The organism is Azospirillum argentinense, assembly GCF_000632475.1.
Lineage (GTDB): Bacteria > Pseudomonadota > Alphaproteobacteria > Azospirillales > Azospirillaceae > Azospirillum > Azospirillum baldaniorum.
In genome coordinates, this window is record NZ_CP007794.1 from 1,748,516 (window position 1) to 1,762,003 (window position 13,488).

Annotated in this window: 12 protein-coding genes and 2 tRNA genes; 7 read left to right on the forward strand and 7 right to left on the reverse strand. The window is 69.3% G+C overall.

Annotation, left to right across the window (positions count from 1 at the left end):
* Nucleotides 1-30: 30 nt before the first annotated feature.
* The 3 genes from ABAZ39_RS21950 to ABAZ39_RS21960 all read right to left on the reverse strand — a co-directional run bounded on the left by ABAZ39_RS21950 (nt 31) and on the right by ABAZ39_RS21960 (nt 3,340).
* Complete coding sequence (locus ABAZ39_RS21950) at nt 31-1,758, reverse strand: ABC transporter permease (RefSeq protein ID WP_051658347.1); 1,728 nt, start codon at nt 1,756-1,758, stop codon at nt 31-33.
* Between the two features lie 19 nt (nt 1,759-1,777).
* A complete protein-coding gene (locus tag ABAZ39_RS21955) occupies nt 1,778-2,812 on the reverse strand; it encodes an ABC transporter substrate-binding protein (protein WP_051658348.1) in 1,035 nt (344 codons plus the stop codon).
* Nucleotides 2,813-2,950: 138 nt separating this feature from the next.
* The gene (locus ABAZ39_RS21960; RefSeq protein ID WP_040134941.1) at nt 2,951-3,340 is read right to left on the reverse strand and encodes a hypothetical protein; all 390 of its coding nucleotides are present in this window, start codon (nt 3,338-3,340) and stop codon (nt 2,951-2,953) included.
* A gap of 256 nt (nt 3,341-3,596) precedes the next feature.
* Between ABAZ39_RS21960 and ABAZ39_RS21965 the strand changes: the two genes are divergently transcribed.
* Entirely contained in the window at nt 3,597-3,905 is a 309-nt protein-coding gene (locus ABAZ39_RS21965; RefSeq protein WP_040134943.1) for an Rdx family protein, read from the forward strand.
* 13 nt (nt 3,906-3,918) lie between these two features.
* Here ABAZ39_RS21965 and ABAZ39_RS33280 read toward each other — a convergent pair whose 3' ends face one another.
* Complete coding sequence (locus tag ABAZ39_RS33280) at nt 3,919-5,052, reverse strand: D-alanyl-D-alanine carboxypeptidase family protein (RefSeq protein ID WP_051658350.1); 1,134 nt, start codon at nt 5,050-5,052, stop codon at nt 3,919-3,921.
* A gap of 351 nt (nt 5,053-5,403) precedes the next feature.
* Between ABAZ39_RS33280 and ABAZ39_RS21975 the strand changes: the two genes are divergently transcribed.
* A complete protein-coding gene (locus ABAZ39_RS21975; protein WP_051658351.1) occupies nt 5,404-7,005 on the forward strand; it encodes a L,D-transpeptidase family protein in 1,602 nt (533 codons plus the stop codon).
* A 123-nt stretch (nt 7,006-7,128) separates the two neighbouring features.
* The gene (locus ABAZ39_RS33285; protein ID WP_051658352.1) at nt 7,129-7,509 is read left to right on the forward strand and encodes a hypothetical protein; all 381 of its coding nucleotides are present in this window, start codon (nt 7,129-7,131) and stop codon (nt 7,507-7,509) included.
* Between the two features lie 330 nt (nt 7,510-7,839).
* Here the strand turns inward: ABAZ39_RS33285 and ABAZ39_RS21985 are convergent, their stop codons facing one another.
* Both ABAZ39_RS21985 and ABAZ39_RS21990 read right to left on the reverse strand, forming a co-directional pair.
* Nucleotides 7,840-8,322: a MarR family winged helix-turn-helix transcriptional regulator gene (locus ABAZ39_RS21985; protein WP_051658353.1), complete on the reverse strand. Its 483-nt coding sequence runs from the start codon at nt 8,320-8,322 to the stop codon at nt 7,840-7,842.
* Between the two features lie 118 nt (nt 8,323-8,440).
* Nucleotides 8,441-8,629 carry a hypothetical protein gene (locus ABAZ39_RS21990; protein ID WP_040134945.1) on the reverse strand — a complete coding sequence of 63 codons (189 nt, stop codon included), beginning with the start codon at nt 8,627-8,629 and terminating at the stop codon, nt 8,441-8,443.
* A gap of 198 nt (nt 8,630-8,827) precedes the next feature.
* Between ABAZ39_RS21990 and ABAZ39_RS36250 the strand changes: the two genes are divergently transcribed.
* The 4 genes from ABAZ39_RS36250 to ABAZ39_RS22010 all read left to right on the forward strand — a co-directional run bounded on the left by ABAZ39_RS36250 (nt 8,828) and on the right by ABAZ39_RS22010 (nt 12,553).
* A complete protein-coding gene (locus tag ABAZ39_RS36250; RefSeq protein ID WP_160174849.1) occupies nt 8,828-8,968 on the forward strand; it encodes a hypothetical protein in 141 nt (46 codons plus the stop codon).
* Nucleotides 8,969-9,164: 196 nt separating this feature from the next.
* Nucleotides 9,165-12,053, forward strand: coding sequence for a hybrid sensor histidine kinase/response regulator (locus ABAZ39_RS34600; protein ID WP_081863204.1), 2,889 nt, complete (start codon nt 9,165-9,167; stop codon nt 12,051-12,053).
* A 308-nt stretch (nt 12,054-12,361) separates the two neighbouring features.
* Nucleotides 12,362-12,448, forward strand: a tRNA-Leu gene (locus ABAZ39_RS22005).
* A gap of 29 nt (nt 12,449-12,477) precedes the next feature.
* Nucleotides 12,478-12,553, forward strand: a tRNA-Ala gene (locus ABAZ39_RS22010).
* 247 nt (nt 12,554-12,800) lie between these two features.
* Here ABAZ39_RS22010 and ABAZ39_RS22015 read toward each other — a convergent pair.
* On the reverse strand, nt 12,801-13,325 hold the full coding sequence (locus ABAZ39_RS22015) for a helix-turn-helix domain-containing protein (protein WP_081863205.1): 525 nt from the start codon (nt 13,323-13,325) through the stop codon (nt 12,801-12,803).
* Nucleotides 13,326-13,488 lie beyond the last annotated feature (163 nt).

Below are 13,488 nucleotides of genomic sequence, written 5' to 3' on the forward strand. Positions count from 1 at the left end.
GTCGGGAGGGGGCCCCGTCTCAGGAACGCCTCACCCCCGCCAGGGAATGATCCCCGCCGGCAACCGCCGCCCCAGCCAGCCGACCGCCAGCAGCACCGCCACGACCACCGCGATCGTCACCACGCTGAGCGCCGCGGCGAGCGTCGGGCTGCCGCCCTCCTCCAGCGCGTAGACGACGACGCCCAGCGTCTCCCTCCCCTGCGACCACAGCAGGATCGACACGGTCAGCTCGTTGAAGGCGGTCAGGAACACCAACACCCCGCCCGCCGCCGCCGCGGGCGCCACCAGCGGCGCCACAATGGTGCGCAGACGGCGCAGCGGCCCGGCGCCGCAGGCGCGCGCCGCCTCCTCCATCGCCGGGTCCAGCGCGGCGCAGGCGGCCTGGGCCGGGCGCAGGGCCAGCGACAGGAAGCGCGCCAGATAGGCCGCCAGGATGATTCCCAGCGTGCCGTAGAGGCTGACGCTCAGCAGCGGCAAGGGTTTCAGGAAGACCAGGATGCAGCCGATCGCCAGCACCACGCCGGGCACCGCGTGCGGCAGCTCGATCAGCACGCCGACGGCGCGGACCAGCCGCCCGCCCTTTCCCGGCCCGGCCATCGCGTGGGCCAGCGGGATCGCCAGCAGGACCAGCAGCAGCGCCGCAGCTCCCGACAGGACGAAGGAATTGGTGAAGGCCCGCCCCACCTGATCCAGCCCCAGCACCGTCGCGTAATGCGCCAGCGTCGCCGTCTCCGGCCCCAGCGGCAGACCGTAGACGCGGATCAGGCTGGTCGAGGCCAGCGCCGCCAGCGGCGCCGCCAGGATCAGCGCCACCACGGCCCAGCAGAGGATTTCCAGCGGGCGGCGCGCCCGGCCCAGCCGCAGCACCGCCGCGGGCGCCGAACCCCCGATCACCCGCGCGTCCACCCGCGCCTGGAGCACCATCTGCGCGGCGATGCCGACGCAGGCGATGGCGCCGATCAGCACGGCCAGCACCGCGACCTCCGGCAGGACGGACGGGCCGAACCCCGCCAGCCGCCGGTAGATCAACGTCGGCAGCACCGGAATCCCCGCCGGGATGCCGAGCAGCGCCGGAACCCCGAAATTGCCCAGCGCCGCGACGAAGGACAGGGCCAGCCCGGCGGCCAGCCCCGGCAGGCTGAGCGGCAGGACGATGGTGCGCAGCACCCGCCCGCGGCGGGCGCCCGCCGCCTGCGCCGCCTCGACCAGATCGCGCGGCACGGCGCGCAGGGCGGCGCGTAGGGCCAGGAAGACCAGCGGCGCGTGCTCGATCCCCATCACCAGGATCATCCCGGCGGAGGAATAGACCGGGTTCGGCGTGCCCGGCGCCGGGGCGAGGCCCAGCGGCTTCAGCAACGGGCTGCCCGAGCCGGCGAGGTGAATCCACGACAGGGCCACGATCTGCGCCGGGATCATCAGCGGCAGGATCAGGCAGAAGGCCAGCGCCGTCTTGCCCCTGAGGTCGGTCAGGCCGCAGAGCAGCGCGAAGGGCACGCCGAGCGCCGCCGCCACGACCGTCGCCCCCGCCGCGATGGCGACGCTGTTCCCGGTGGCGCGCCACGTCATCTTGGAGGTCAGCACGCGGGTCAGCGCCGTCAGGTCGCCCGTCGCCATCGGCCCGGCGACCTCCCACACCAGCCGCAGGATCGGCAGCAGGACGATCAGCCCGGCCAGCGCGAACAGCAGCGGCGCCCCGGAAACGGAAAAACGACCGGCGGCGTGGAAAGGCCGCCGGTCGCTGAAAGTGGCTAGACTCATTTTCAATCGCCGGAAGGGCTCAGCCGCCGAACAGGTCGGCGAAGTCCTTCTTGTTGGCCTCGTCGTCCTTCAGGGCCTTGGCCGGGTCATAGGGCATCAGCGAGATGAAGGAGGTGTCCGGGAAGCCGGCCGGCGGAGCGACCCCTGGCAGCGCCGGCAGGAAGCCCTGGCGGGAGGCCAGCTCCTGCCCTTCCTTGCTCAGCAGGAAGGCGATGAAGGCCTTGGCGGCGTCGGGATTCTTGCTGGTGTTCAGGATGGCGACCGGCTCGGTCACCGCGCTGACACCCTCCTTGGGGAAGACGAAGGCGACGGGGGCGCCCTTGGCCTGCTCGCGGATCGGCAAGTAGTCGACGATGACGCCGTACAGCTTCTCGCCGCTCGCCACCGACTTCAGGATGCCGCCGTTGCCCTTGGCCGCGGTGGCGCCGTTGGCCTGGAGCTTCTCGTAATAGGCCATGCCGAGGTCCGGCTGCTCCTTCACGGCGGCCATGTGGATGGCGGCGGCGCCGGAATAGAGGGGGCTGGGCATCACGGTGGTGCCCTTGGCCTCCGGCTTCAGGAGGTCGAGCCAGGAGGAGGGCTTCATCGGCGCTGCCGTGTTGTAGGCGATGCCGGTGGTGATCAGCTTGGTGGCGAACCAGGTGCCGTCCGGATCGTGGGTCCCGGGGCGGTAGCCCTGGACCGGCGCGTCCTTGTAGGCCAGCAAGCGCTTCTCCGCCTTCAGCGACTCCATGGTCACCGCGTCGGCGATCAGCAGCAGATCGGCCTGCGGGCTGCCCGCGGCGATCTCGGCGCGGAGCTTGTTCATCAGCTCGGTCGTGCCGCTGCGGACCCACTCGACCTCGACGCTGGGGTTCTTGGCCTTGAAGGCGTCCACCGTCTGCTTCGCGTCGGCTTCGAGTTGCGAGGTGTAGAGGACCAGCTTCCCGGCCGGCTTGCCGGTGGTGGTCTGGGCGGCGGCATGGGCGGGCAAGGCCAGCAGAAGCACGCCGGCGGCGATGGTCGTTCCGATGGCGGCGAACGCCGCGGCGAGGTGTGTGCGCTTGGCCTTCATGTCTCCCGTTTCCCTCTCTGGTCGTCTCCGCCGGTCCGGAGCCTCCTCTGGAGTGCCCCGGTATGCGAACGAAGGCCCTTGTTTACGCCAGAACCATGACAGCTGCGTGACGGCGGCCGTTCCGGACGGTCGTCAGCGTCATACCCGATTGGGGCGGCACAGGGAAAGGGGACGGCCCGCGCAAGGGGGCTCGGCGGCCGCGGTTTCCTCGTTGCAGAGGCCCAGCGCGTTGCGGGTGGCCTCCAGCCGGTCGGCGGAGCGCGCCACGGCGTTGGCGCTCCTGCGCAGGCGGTGCAGGCTGCGGACCATGCTGTCCACCGCCGCACCGCGGAGCTGGGCGGCGCGGGCGGCGGGAGCGTTCTTGTCGTCGGGCACGGCGTGCAGGCGCGGCGGCTTCGTCACCAGCAGGGTGGAAACCTCCAGCCGCATGGCGTTGTCGCGAACCGCGTGGACGCGGTGGACCAACTCGGCCAGAGAGATGTCGCGGCACAGGCCACGGCACCACAGGGAGCCGGTTTCCGACCGCATGCAGAATCCGCAACCCGTTTCCTCGTTCCACAATCGCTTGGCTGTGTGTACCGGCATGCTCCACCCCGTTGCTCCGACTCCAGCAAAGCGCCGGAGGGGGTCATGAAGCAAAGCGTCTTTGGCAATACTGCTCTGTGGGGAGGCCGCAACGCCCCCTTCGAACGGAGTCGCGCGAAGGGCTTGGAAGACAAGCCGTTCGGCAGCACCCTTAGGCAGGCCCCTCAGGATGACAGCCCAAGCGACAGGAGCGCGGACCGTGACCAGCGAAACCCCCGACCGGCCCATCCTTCAAATCGAATATTGCCGCCAGTGCCGCTGGATGCTGCGCGCCGCCTGGATGGCGCAGGAGCTTCTGACCACCTTCGAGGAGGAGTTGGGCGGCGTCACTCTGATGCCCGGCACCGAAGGCATCTTCGAGGTGCGGCACGGCGAGGCTGTGGTCTGGTCGCGCAAGGAGGAGGGCCGCTTCCCCGACATCACCGAACTGAAGCAGCGGGTGCGCGACCACATCGCCCCGGACAAGCCCCTCGGCCACGCCGACCGCAAGCGGCCGGCGGGGTCATGAGGTCAAACGTCTATTAGCGGACGGCCTTCACGTCGGTGACGGCCACCGTCTGCTTGGGCGGCGCGGAACCGAAGCCCTGCTCCAGCAGGTCGGCGACCTCGCGGTCGCGGGAGGCGGCGGTGGTGCCGCCCAGCACGACGGCGACCAGACGCTGGCCGTTGCGGCTGGCGCTGCCGGCGAGGTTGAAGCCGCTGAGGTTGATGAAGCCCGTCTTGATGCCGTCGTAGCCTTCGACCCGGCCGAGCAGCCGGTTGTGGCCGGGCACCACCGTGCCGTTCCAGTCAAAGCGCGTGCGCGAGAAATAGGCGTATTCCCGCGCCGGGCGGGACACGATGGCGCGCGACAGGCGGGCCATGTCGCGGGCGGTGGTGCGCTGCTCCTTGTGCGGCAGGCCGGAGGCGTTGCGGAAGGTGGTGCTGGCCATGCCCAGCGCCTGCGCCTTCGCGGTCATCATCTCGGCGAACTGCTCCTCGCTGCCGCCCATCGCTTCGGCGAGCACGACGGCGACGTCGTTGGCCGACTTCACGGTCAGGGCGAGGATCGCGTCCTCCACCCGGATGGTCGAGCCGACGGCGAGGTTCAGGCGCGACGGCTTCTGGTTGGTGGCGTGGCGCGACACCGGCAGTTCCTGGTCCAGCCGCAGCGTGCCCCGCTCCAGCGCCTCGAAGGTCAGGAGCAGGGTCATCATCTTGGTCAGCGACGCCGGGTAGGTCAGCGTGTCGGCGTTTTCCGAATCGAGGACCCGGCCCGACTGCGCGTCCATCAGCACATAGGCGTGGACCGGGCGGAAGACGGCGGCGCCCGCCACGGTGCCGGCGGCGGCCCCGGCGGCGACCCGGCCCGCGCGGCGCGCCTTGCCCGTGCGATGGACGGCGGCCTTACGGACAGCAGCCTTCTGGGTGGCCGATTTGTGGACGGCGGCCTTGTGCACGGTCCGGACGGCGGCGGGCTTCGCCGCCGTCTTGGACGCTGCGGCCTTCTGGGGCGCAGCCTTGGCGGCCGTTTTGGCGGTGGGCTTGGGCGCTTGCTTGTGCACCGTCTCCTGGGCGGCCTTGGCGAGGGCGTCCACAGGGTTGACGGCGACGGGCGTGGCGACAGCCAGGGACAGAAGCAGCGGCAGAACGAAACCGTACGGCGAACGCGGCATGATGGCGACCGGATGGAGAGATGGTCGCCTCCTGTACCCTGAAAGCGGTTAACAAAAAATGTGTCGAATCTCTGGCGCCTTGTGTGATTTTGCGGTTCCGGCGTGAGCGTCGCTATTTACCAATCGATCACCCACGGCTCCACCGTTGCCTGTGTCGCAGCGGCAACTCTGCTGTGCACATTGTGGCACAGAAGCATCATTCGGCGCGATGTCACTTGTGCCGCGCCGCCGCGGGCGTCAGATGTCTTATGCCGAAAGGGCGCTGGTTCCCGCGTGTCGTCCGTGCGACCTCACGCATGGACAGAGCCTTTCGTTAGCCGTCTGTTCATCGCCGCGTGGGATGCTTCGATTATGCTGACGACCATTCGCACCTGCGCCCGGCCCGCCCTCGGAGCGAGGGTCGCCGCGTGCCTCCTCGCCGGGCTGCTCGCCCTGCCCGCGCAGGCCGCGCCGTCCACCGCTTCGGGCACCTCCACGGGCCGGGATGTCGTGGGAACCTGGATCGCGCGGATCGACCAGCGCGCCGCCGAACTGGAGGCCATGCCCCGCGTGCAGCAAACGCGCGTGGGCTATGGTTCCGTCCTGAAGAAGGGCGACGGCGGCATGGTCGACGTGGTGGCCCCCGGCCCCGTGCGCCCGTCCGACGTGCCGGAGGGCACCGCCCCGGCCGCCGGGACGGCGCCGACGGTCGTCGTGACTCCGCCCGCCGAACCGATCCCGCAGGCCGATCCGTCGGCGACGCCCGGCTACGCGCTCAGCGGGACGGCGACGCCCGGCACGGTGGTGGAGGTGCTGCCCCCGCCCCCGGCCCTGACCATCCAGGTGCGGGCGCGCGCCGCCGACCGCGTCGGCCGCCTCTCCACCCGGCTGATCGAGCTGGGCTTCCTGAACCAGGAGCAGTGGACGGAGACCTTCGACGACAACCTTGAGGTGGCGGTCCGCGCCTTCCAGCTGTCCGAAGGGCTGATGCAGGACGGCAAGGTCGGCGAGGTCACGCGCCAGGCGCTCGACCGCACGCCCAAGGAGGCCGCCAAGCTGATGCGCGGCGCCACCGCGTCGATGCGCGCCTTCCAGGCGTCGGTTCCGGACACGGTGATCCTGGTCAACCTGCCCAGCCAGACCGTGTCCTACATCGAGCGCGGCAAGCTGAACTTCACCATGCGCGCCGTGGTCGGCCGCCCGTCGCGCCAGACCCCGCTGCTCCAGGACCGCGTCACCAGCGTGACGATCAACCCCACCTGGACCGTGCCGCCGACCGTTCTGGTCGAGGACAAGCTGCCGGTGCTGCGCAAGAAGGGCAACACCGGCATCAAGGACGCCGTCGTCTATCTGGACGGGGTCGAGGTGGTGCCGGAGAGCATCAACTGGTGGCAGGTGACGCCGGAGCGCATCCGCATCGTCCAGAAGCCCGGCGACGACAATGCCCTCGGCCGCTTCCGCTTCAACCTGACCAACGGCGACGGCATCTTCCTGCACGGCACCAACGACCCACGGCTGTTCGAGCGCGACCTGCGCGCCGCCAGCTCCGGCTGCGTGCGGCTGGCCGACGCGCGGATGGTCGCGGAAACCCTGCTGCGCCCCGCCAAGCTCGACTCCGCGGCGATCGAGCGACAGCTCGACAGCGGCAAGACCAAGACGGTCTCCCTGCCCAACGCCGTCCCGGTCCGCTTCGTCTACTGGACCTCCACGGTGGAGACGGACGGCACCGTGCGGGTGCATCCGGGCATCTACGACGACGTGCCGACCAGCTCGTCCAATCCGTCGGCCACCCAGGCCCCCGCCGCCGCGGGAACCGTCTCGGCCCCGCGCCGGGTGGAACCGAAGCCCGTCCGCCCGACCCCGGCCGCCGCTCCGCAGACGGCCCCGGCGCCCGCCCAGTCCTCCTCCACGGCCACCCCGGCCCGCGCCGCCGACACGCGCAACGGGGCCGAGGCCGTCCGCACGGCGATGTGACGCCGTCGCGCAGGGTTCAGGCTTTGCAGAACGTGGAAAAGGCGCCGTCTCGACGGCGCCTTTTTCGTACCCATCTCTTTCTTTATGGCGGCGCCCCGTCCCGCGCCGCGGCGGAGGTGCGTCATGATCCCCTTCCCGGCTTCGGCGCGGCTGTGCGCCCTGCTCCTGCCCATCCTTCTGACGACCCCGGCTCCGGTGTTCGCCGGCGGTTGGCATGGAGGGAATTTCTTCGGCTTCAGCATTTCGCTGCCGCTGGCCTTCGGCTTTCCGCCCCCCGTCTATGTTCCGCCGCCCCCCGTGATTTATCCGCCCGTGGTCTATGCGCCGGTTCCCCAGCCCGTTCCGGCGGCACCGCTCGCCACCCGGACCTCCCCCACCTATCTCGGCCCCGGCGGTCGCTATTGCCGCGATTTTCAGATGCCGGGAGTCGTCGCCGGACGCCCCGCGACGCTCGTCGGGACCGCCTGCCTGGACCCGGATGGCCAATGGCGGGTGATCGGTTGAGGACGGGAGCGGAGAGCAGGCAACTCTATCCGCAATATCGGGATATCCCCAGAAGCTGTGGGTAACTCTGTGAGCGAATCCAGGGGCAACCTGTGAGCACGACCGTGAATCCACGACCTTGACCGAATTGCCTAAATTTCAGGCACCGTTGAACGGGCGAAATTGCCCGGCTTTTGTGGGTTTTAACGGTTCCAAACAAGCTTTAAGAAACAAAAAAGCAACATTTGCAGAGTCAAGGACGCCGTTCAGGTGAATGTGCATAACTCGGACTAACCCGGACCATTGGCCCCACCCACCGTTTCGACGTGAACGCCGGGGAAGTGCCGGGATTCACAGGCACAGGCGGGCCAGAAGATCGGCCAGCCGGCTTCGTTCGTCCGCCGTCAGGCGCCCGGTCAGTTCGGCTTCCGCCTGCGCGATGGCCGGCCCGGCCGCCTCCACCACCCGACGCCCGCTGTCGGCCAACCGGACGAGGTTGCGGCGGCGGTCCAGGCTGTCGGGACTGCGCAGCAGGTAGCCGCGGTCGATCAGCCGCACCACCACCCCCTGCATGGTGGCGGGGTCCATCGCAATGCTGCGCCCCAGGTCGATCTGCGACATCGGCCCGTGCTGGTGCAGCGCCGCCAGCGCCGCCCATTGCGGCGCCGTCAGATTGAAACCGGTCAGAGCCTCGCTCAACATTGCGGTGGCGCGCTGGTGAACGCGCCGGATGCGGCTGTGAATGGCCTCGGCGGGGACGGTGCAAAGGGCGACGTCGCAACCCTCCCTGCCGTCGGCACCATCGTTGCCGGCCATTTCGGTCGGGAAAACCATGAACGCGACGGCCTCGTGTCTATGAACGACACTTTGGCCTTTAACACCGATCTGTGTCGGTTGTGTTTCAGGAGCGGCTTACGACGTTACCGTTCTGAAATACGCCGAAAGTCCAGGTTCATTCCGCCGCCAGACGGATCGGCAACGCGGAGCCATCGCGCGCCTCCCGCCGCTCCAGATCAATGAGTTCGACCATCCGGCGCTCCACGGCGACCAGATACTCGCGGGTTTCCAACCCGCGGCATTCCCGGCTGTGCCGGCGCAGCAAGGTGATGGCCTGATAGGAGGGGTTGCGGTTCCACGGCATGCTCGGCTCGCGCGGACGGACGGTGGCGGGGCTCCGATTACAATTGAGAAATATTACGGGAATGCGAGCGGCGCCATGAAAATTCTTCGTTGCGGACGGGACCCTGGATTGCTCGGAACGGTTACGTCCACCTCCGCCGCGACGCACCGCATGCACGCCTGTCTGCCGGAGCGGATGGCTTTGGGAGAGGCGGTTCGCATGGGCACGACCGGAGCGTTGATGGTGATGGCGGCCCTCGCTCTTCTGGTGGCCGTGGTGAGCTATGATCCGACGCCCTTGCGCGTCGTCGTCACCGCCCTGTGCTGCGCTCTGGCCGGCTTCCTCCTGGGGCGTCGCTGAGGAATATCCCGCCGCCAAAGCAAAATAGAGTTATCCGGGCCGTTAATCGTTGCATCTCCGCCCCCATGTGGCATGAACGCCCTGTGGTGTTTGAAGAACATCCACCGCCGACGGCCCTGTTCCGACGGCCACCCGCGACGATTCGGCCCACACCGATGCGGGAACGGCTGTCCTCCTTCATCAGATTTCCTTGGCAATGCCCCATTACCTGCGTCTGTTTCTCTTGATCGTGGCCGCCGTGGTGCCGCTCGCGGCGCTCCAGTTCATGACGCAGCACAGCCTGTGGCAGGATCGGGAGAACGAGGTGCGCAACGACACCCTGCGCCTTCTCGACCTGCTGGACGCCGAGCAGCAGCGCATCGCCGCGGAGGCGCGGCAGGTGCTGGCGACCATCGTCGAATCCGGCGTGCCGCAGGCGGGACCGCCGGGTTGCCAGCAGACCATGGACCGGCTGCGCGCCCGCTATCCCGCCTATCTGTCGGTGGAGGTCGCCGACCGGCAGGGCCGGGTGTGGTGCGCGACTGACCCGGTCTCGCTGGGCGTCGATCTCGGTGGCATCCGCACCTTCCAGAACGCGCTGGCCACCGGCGCCCTGACGGTGGGCGAGTATGGGCTGCGCGATCCCAACCAACGCCCCATCCTGCCCTTCCGCCTGGCTTACCCGTCGCCGGACGGCATGCCGGGCGGCCCCTTGGACGGCCCCCTGGGCGGCGTGGTGACGGTGCTTCTCGACGCCCGCTGGCTGGAGGAGAATCTGGGCGACCGCCCCCTGCCGCCGGGCATGGAGATGGTGATCGCCGACCGCCAGGGCCATGCGGTGGCGCGCTTGCCGGAGGCGCCCGAGGCCATCGGGCAGCCCCTGCCCACCCCCATGCTCCAGGCCATGCATGCGGCGCGGGGGACACGGTCGGTCGCCGTCTTCGAGACCGGCGGGGTGGAGCGGATGGTGGTCTCCGCCCCCCTGGACACCGGCACCGGCGAATCGATGATCGCCATCGGGATCGACCGCGACGCGGCGATGCGCCCGGTCCGGGACGCCATGGCCTTTTCGCTGGCGCTGTTCGGCGGGGTGCTCCTGCTCACCTGCCTGGGCGCGGCCTGGGGGATGCGCCAGTTCCTGCGCGTGCGCGAGCGGATGCTGGAAACGGTGGTCGAAAAGGCATCGGTCCTGGAGAGCACGACGGACGCCGTGGCCGAACTCGACCGGTCCTGGCGTGTCGTCTTCGTGAACGAACGGGCGCGGACCCTCCTGCCCGATTCCGGAGACGCCGTGGGCCGGAACGGGCGTCAGGCCTTTGCGGAGCTGATGGCCGGCGAATCCGGGCGGACTCTGCAGAAGGCCATGGAGCACCGCGAAGCGGTCGAGTTCGAGACGCAGGGACCGCGCAGCGGCATCTGGTTCGCCGTGCGCGCCTTCCCCTCGCGCAAGGGCTTGGCCCTCTATTTCCGGGACGCCACGGAGCGCCGGCGCCTGGAGGACGAGCGCACGCTCCTGACCCGGCAGCTGGAGGAGGAGCGCAGCCTGCTGACGGCCATTCTGGACCATCTGCCCTCAGGGCTGCTGGTGGCGGAGGCGCCGAGCGGACGGATCGTCAAGGTCAACGACACGGCGCTCAGCCTGCTCGGCGGTCCGCTGCCTCCCGCCGCCGGCTGCGGCTGCGACGGCACGCGGGCCTGCAACGGCGGCGCCTGCTTCGGCGAGGGGCGCTGCCCCCTGTCCCGCGCCCTGCGGATGGGCGAGACGGTGGAGCAGGAGGACATGCCCTACACCCGGCCCGACGGCACCGCCATGACCCTGTCGGTCAGCGCCACGCCGGTCCGCGGCGCCGATGGTCGAACGACCCTGGCGATCTGCACCTTGCGCGACGTCGGGGAGCGCAAGGCGATGGAGTTGGCGCTCCAGCGCGCCAAGGAAGAGGCTGACGAGGCCAACCGCGCCAAATCGAAGTTCCTCGCCGCGGCCAGCCACGATCTGCGCCAGCCGATGCAGTCCATGTTCCTGTTCACGGGCATCCTGCACCGCTTCATTCGCGACGAGCAGGGGCAGCGCAGCCTGGAAATGCTGGAGCGCGGCCTGGACACGCTGAAGGGCCTGCTCGACAGCCTGCTGGACGTGTCGCGGCTGGACGCCGGGGCGGTCGATCCGCGCGTCGAGCCCTTCCCGCTGAACAGCCTGCTGGACGAGATCGCCGCATCCTACGCACCGATCCTGGAGAGCAAGAAGCTGGCCTTCCGCATTGTGCAGGACCGTGCGGCCATGGTGCTCAGCGACCGCGTGCTGCTGGGCCGCATGGTGCGCAACCTGCTGGAGAACGCCGTCAAGTACACCGAGCGCGGGGCGGTGCAGATCGCCGTCCAGGTGCAGGGCGCCCAGGTGCGGATCGAGGTCAGCGACACCGGGATCGGCATCCCGCCCGACCAGCTGACCCGGATCTTCGCGGAGTTCCACCAGCTCAACAACCCGGAACGCGACCGGGCGCGCGGCCTCGGCCTCGGCCTCGCCATCGTGCAGCGGCTGTCGGGGATTCTCGATCATCCCGTGGAGGTGAAATCCCAGCCGGACCGCGGCTCCGTCTTCGCCATCACCGTGCCGCTGGCCGCGGCGGCGACGGTGCCGGCCCCGTCGCCGATCACCGCCTCCGCCTTCACCGGGGGCGGCGAGGCCCCGCGCGCCCTGCTGGTGGACGACGACGCCATCGTCCTGCTGGGGCTGCGCGACATGTTCCGCGAATGGGGCTACGAGGTGCAAATCGCCGGCTCCACCGACGAGGCGGTGGCGAAGATCGAGGCGGACGGGCGCATGCCCGACGTGATGCTGGTCGATTACCGTCTGCGCGAGGAGCGCGTGGGGACGGAAGCGGTGGTGCGCGTCCGCGCTATGGCCGGATGGGACGTGCCCGCGGTGATCCTGACCGGAGAGGCCGGCCCCGAATGCGAGACGGACGCCGCCGCGCACGGGCTGGAGGTGGTCCGCAAGCCGGTGACGCCGCGCCAGCTCCGGCGCGTTCTGGACCGCGCCATGGCGAAACAGGCGAAGACGGCGGATGCCGCGGCCGGGGCGGAGGGCGAGCGTCTCACCCTGTGACGGGCCCCTAACGGATTTGGGCTCCCGGACAAGAAAGCGGCCCGCCGTCCAGGTGAACGGCGGGCCCTTGAGGTGCAAAACAGGGAGGCACACGCCCTTGGGGCAAACTGAAGATAGCGACGGCGCCCGCTCCGCGCGAAAGGGGGAAAGTCGTAGCGTCGGGCGTGTCCGGAGTGCACCGAAGGGAGCAAACGTCCTCCCCCGAAAAAATGACCGCCTCGAACGATTTCGCTTGAGCGTCGGCGGCGTCGCGGCTATATCAGCGCTCCCGCGTCGCCCCAAGGGATGCGGGACAAAGAGCAGACGATGCGCTTGTGGCGGAATTGGTAGACGCGCTAGGTTCAGGTCCTAGTGGCTGAAAGGCCGTGGGGGTTCGAGTCCCTCCAAGCGCACCAACACTTCTTGTGTTGGTCTAATCATAAGTGGGGCCATAGCTCAGCTGGGAGAGCGCTACAATGGCATTGTAGAGGTCAGGAGTTCGATCCTCCTTGGCTCCACCATCATGAAGCCAGCAACCCCGACGGGTTGCTGGCTTTTTCCTTTTGGCACCAGCGCTGCGGCCGATCGTGGTGCGTCGACCGGCGCTCTTGGAACCGGAGTGCCTGGACGCCTCTCAGGGGGCTTGAGGCGGCCGGGCTGCGCAAGCCCGCCATGACCCTGCCAACGATGGCAGGGCCGGCGATACCCTCGGGAAACCGGGCGGGCGAGCCGCGTGGAGCGATGCCCCGGGGCCACCCCGCCCGTGCCTCACGCCTGCCCGACGCTGTGGCCGGCGCCGCGCCCGCGGCGGCCCCGCGCGGCGGGCGGATCGACAACCCCCACATCCTCGCCGAGGGCCGGGTCGCCGGCGCCGTCGGTCTGGTCGGCGCAGCGTTCGGCCAGTTCCCGGATCGCCCCGCGGATTTCCGGATCGCGGATGTTCTGGAAGTAGCGGGCGAGCATCAGCGCCTCGCGGGAGCGCAGCGTGCCCTCGGACTCCTCCGCCTGCGGGCTGGCGGTTCCCGCCTCCTGGGCGGCGTGGCGCTCCTCCAGCCCTTCGAAGAAGACGGAGACCGGGACCCGGAAGAACTGCGCCAGCTTGAACAGCCGGCTGGCCGAAACCCGGTTGAAACCACGTTCGTACTTCTGCAGCTGCTGGAAGGTCAGACCCAGAGCCGACGCGACGTCGCTCTGACTCAAACCGGCAAGCATGCGCAACTCGCGCAGGCGCTGCCCAACAAAGACATCGACCTCATTGAGGCCTTCCTTCTTCTCACGTCCACGTCTTTTCACGGCATTCCCCCATCGGCAACGGTGGCAAAGCCCGAGGTCGCGCGAAGCAACATTCGGTTTTGCGTTGGAAAGATTCCGACGTGCTTGTGCCACGATCTTTTTGGTATCGGACAAGCGACCATTGCAACTCAGCTATGACGTCGAGATCACAAAGTCAACCACC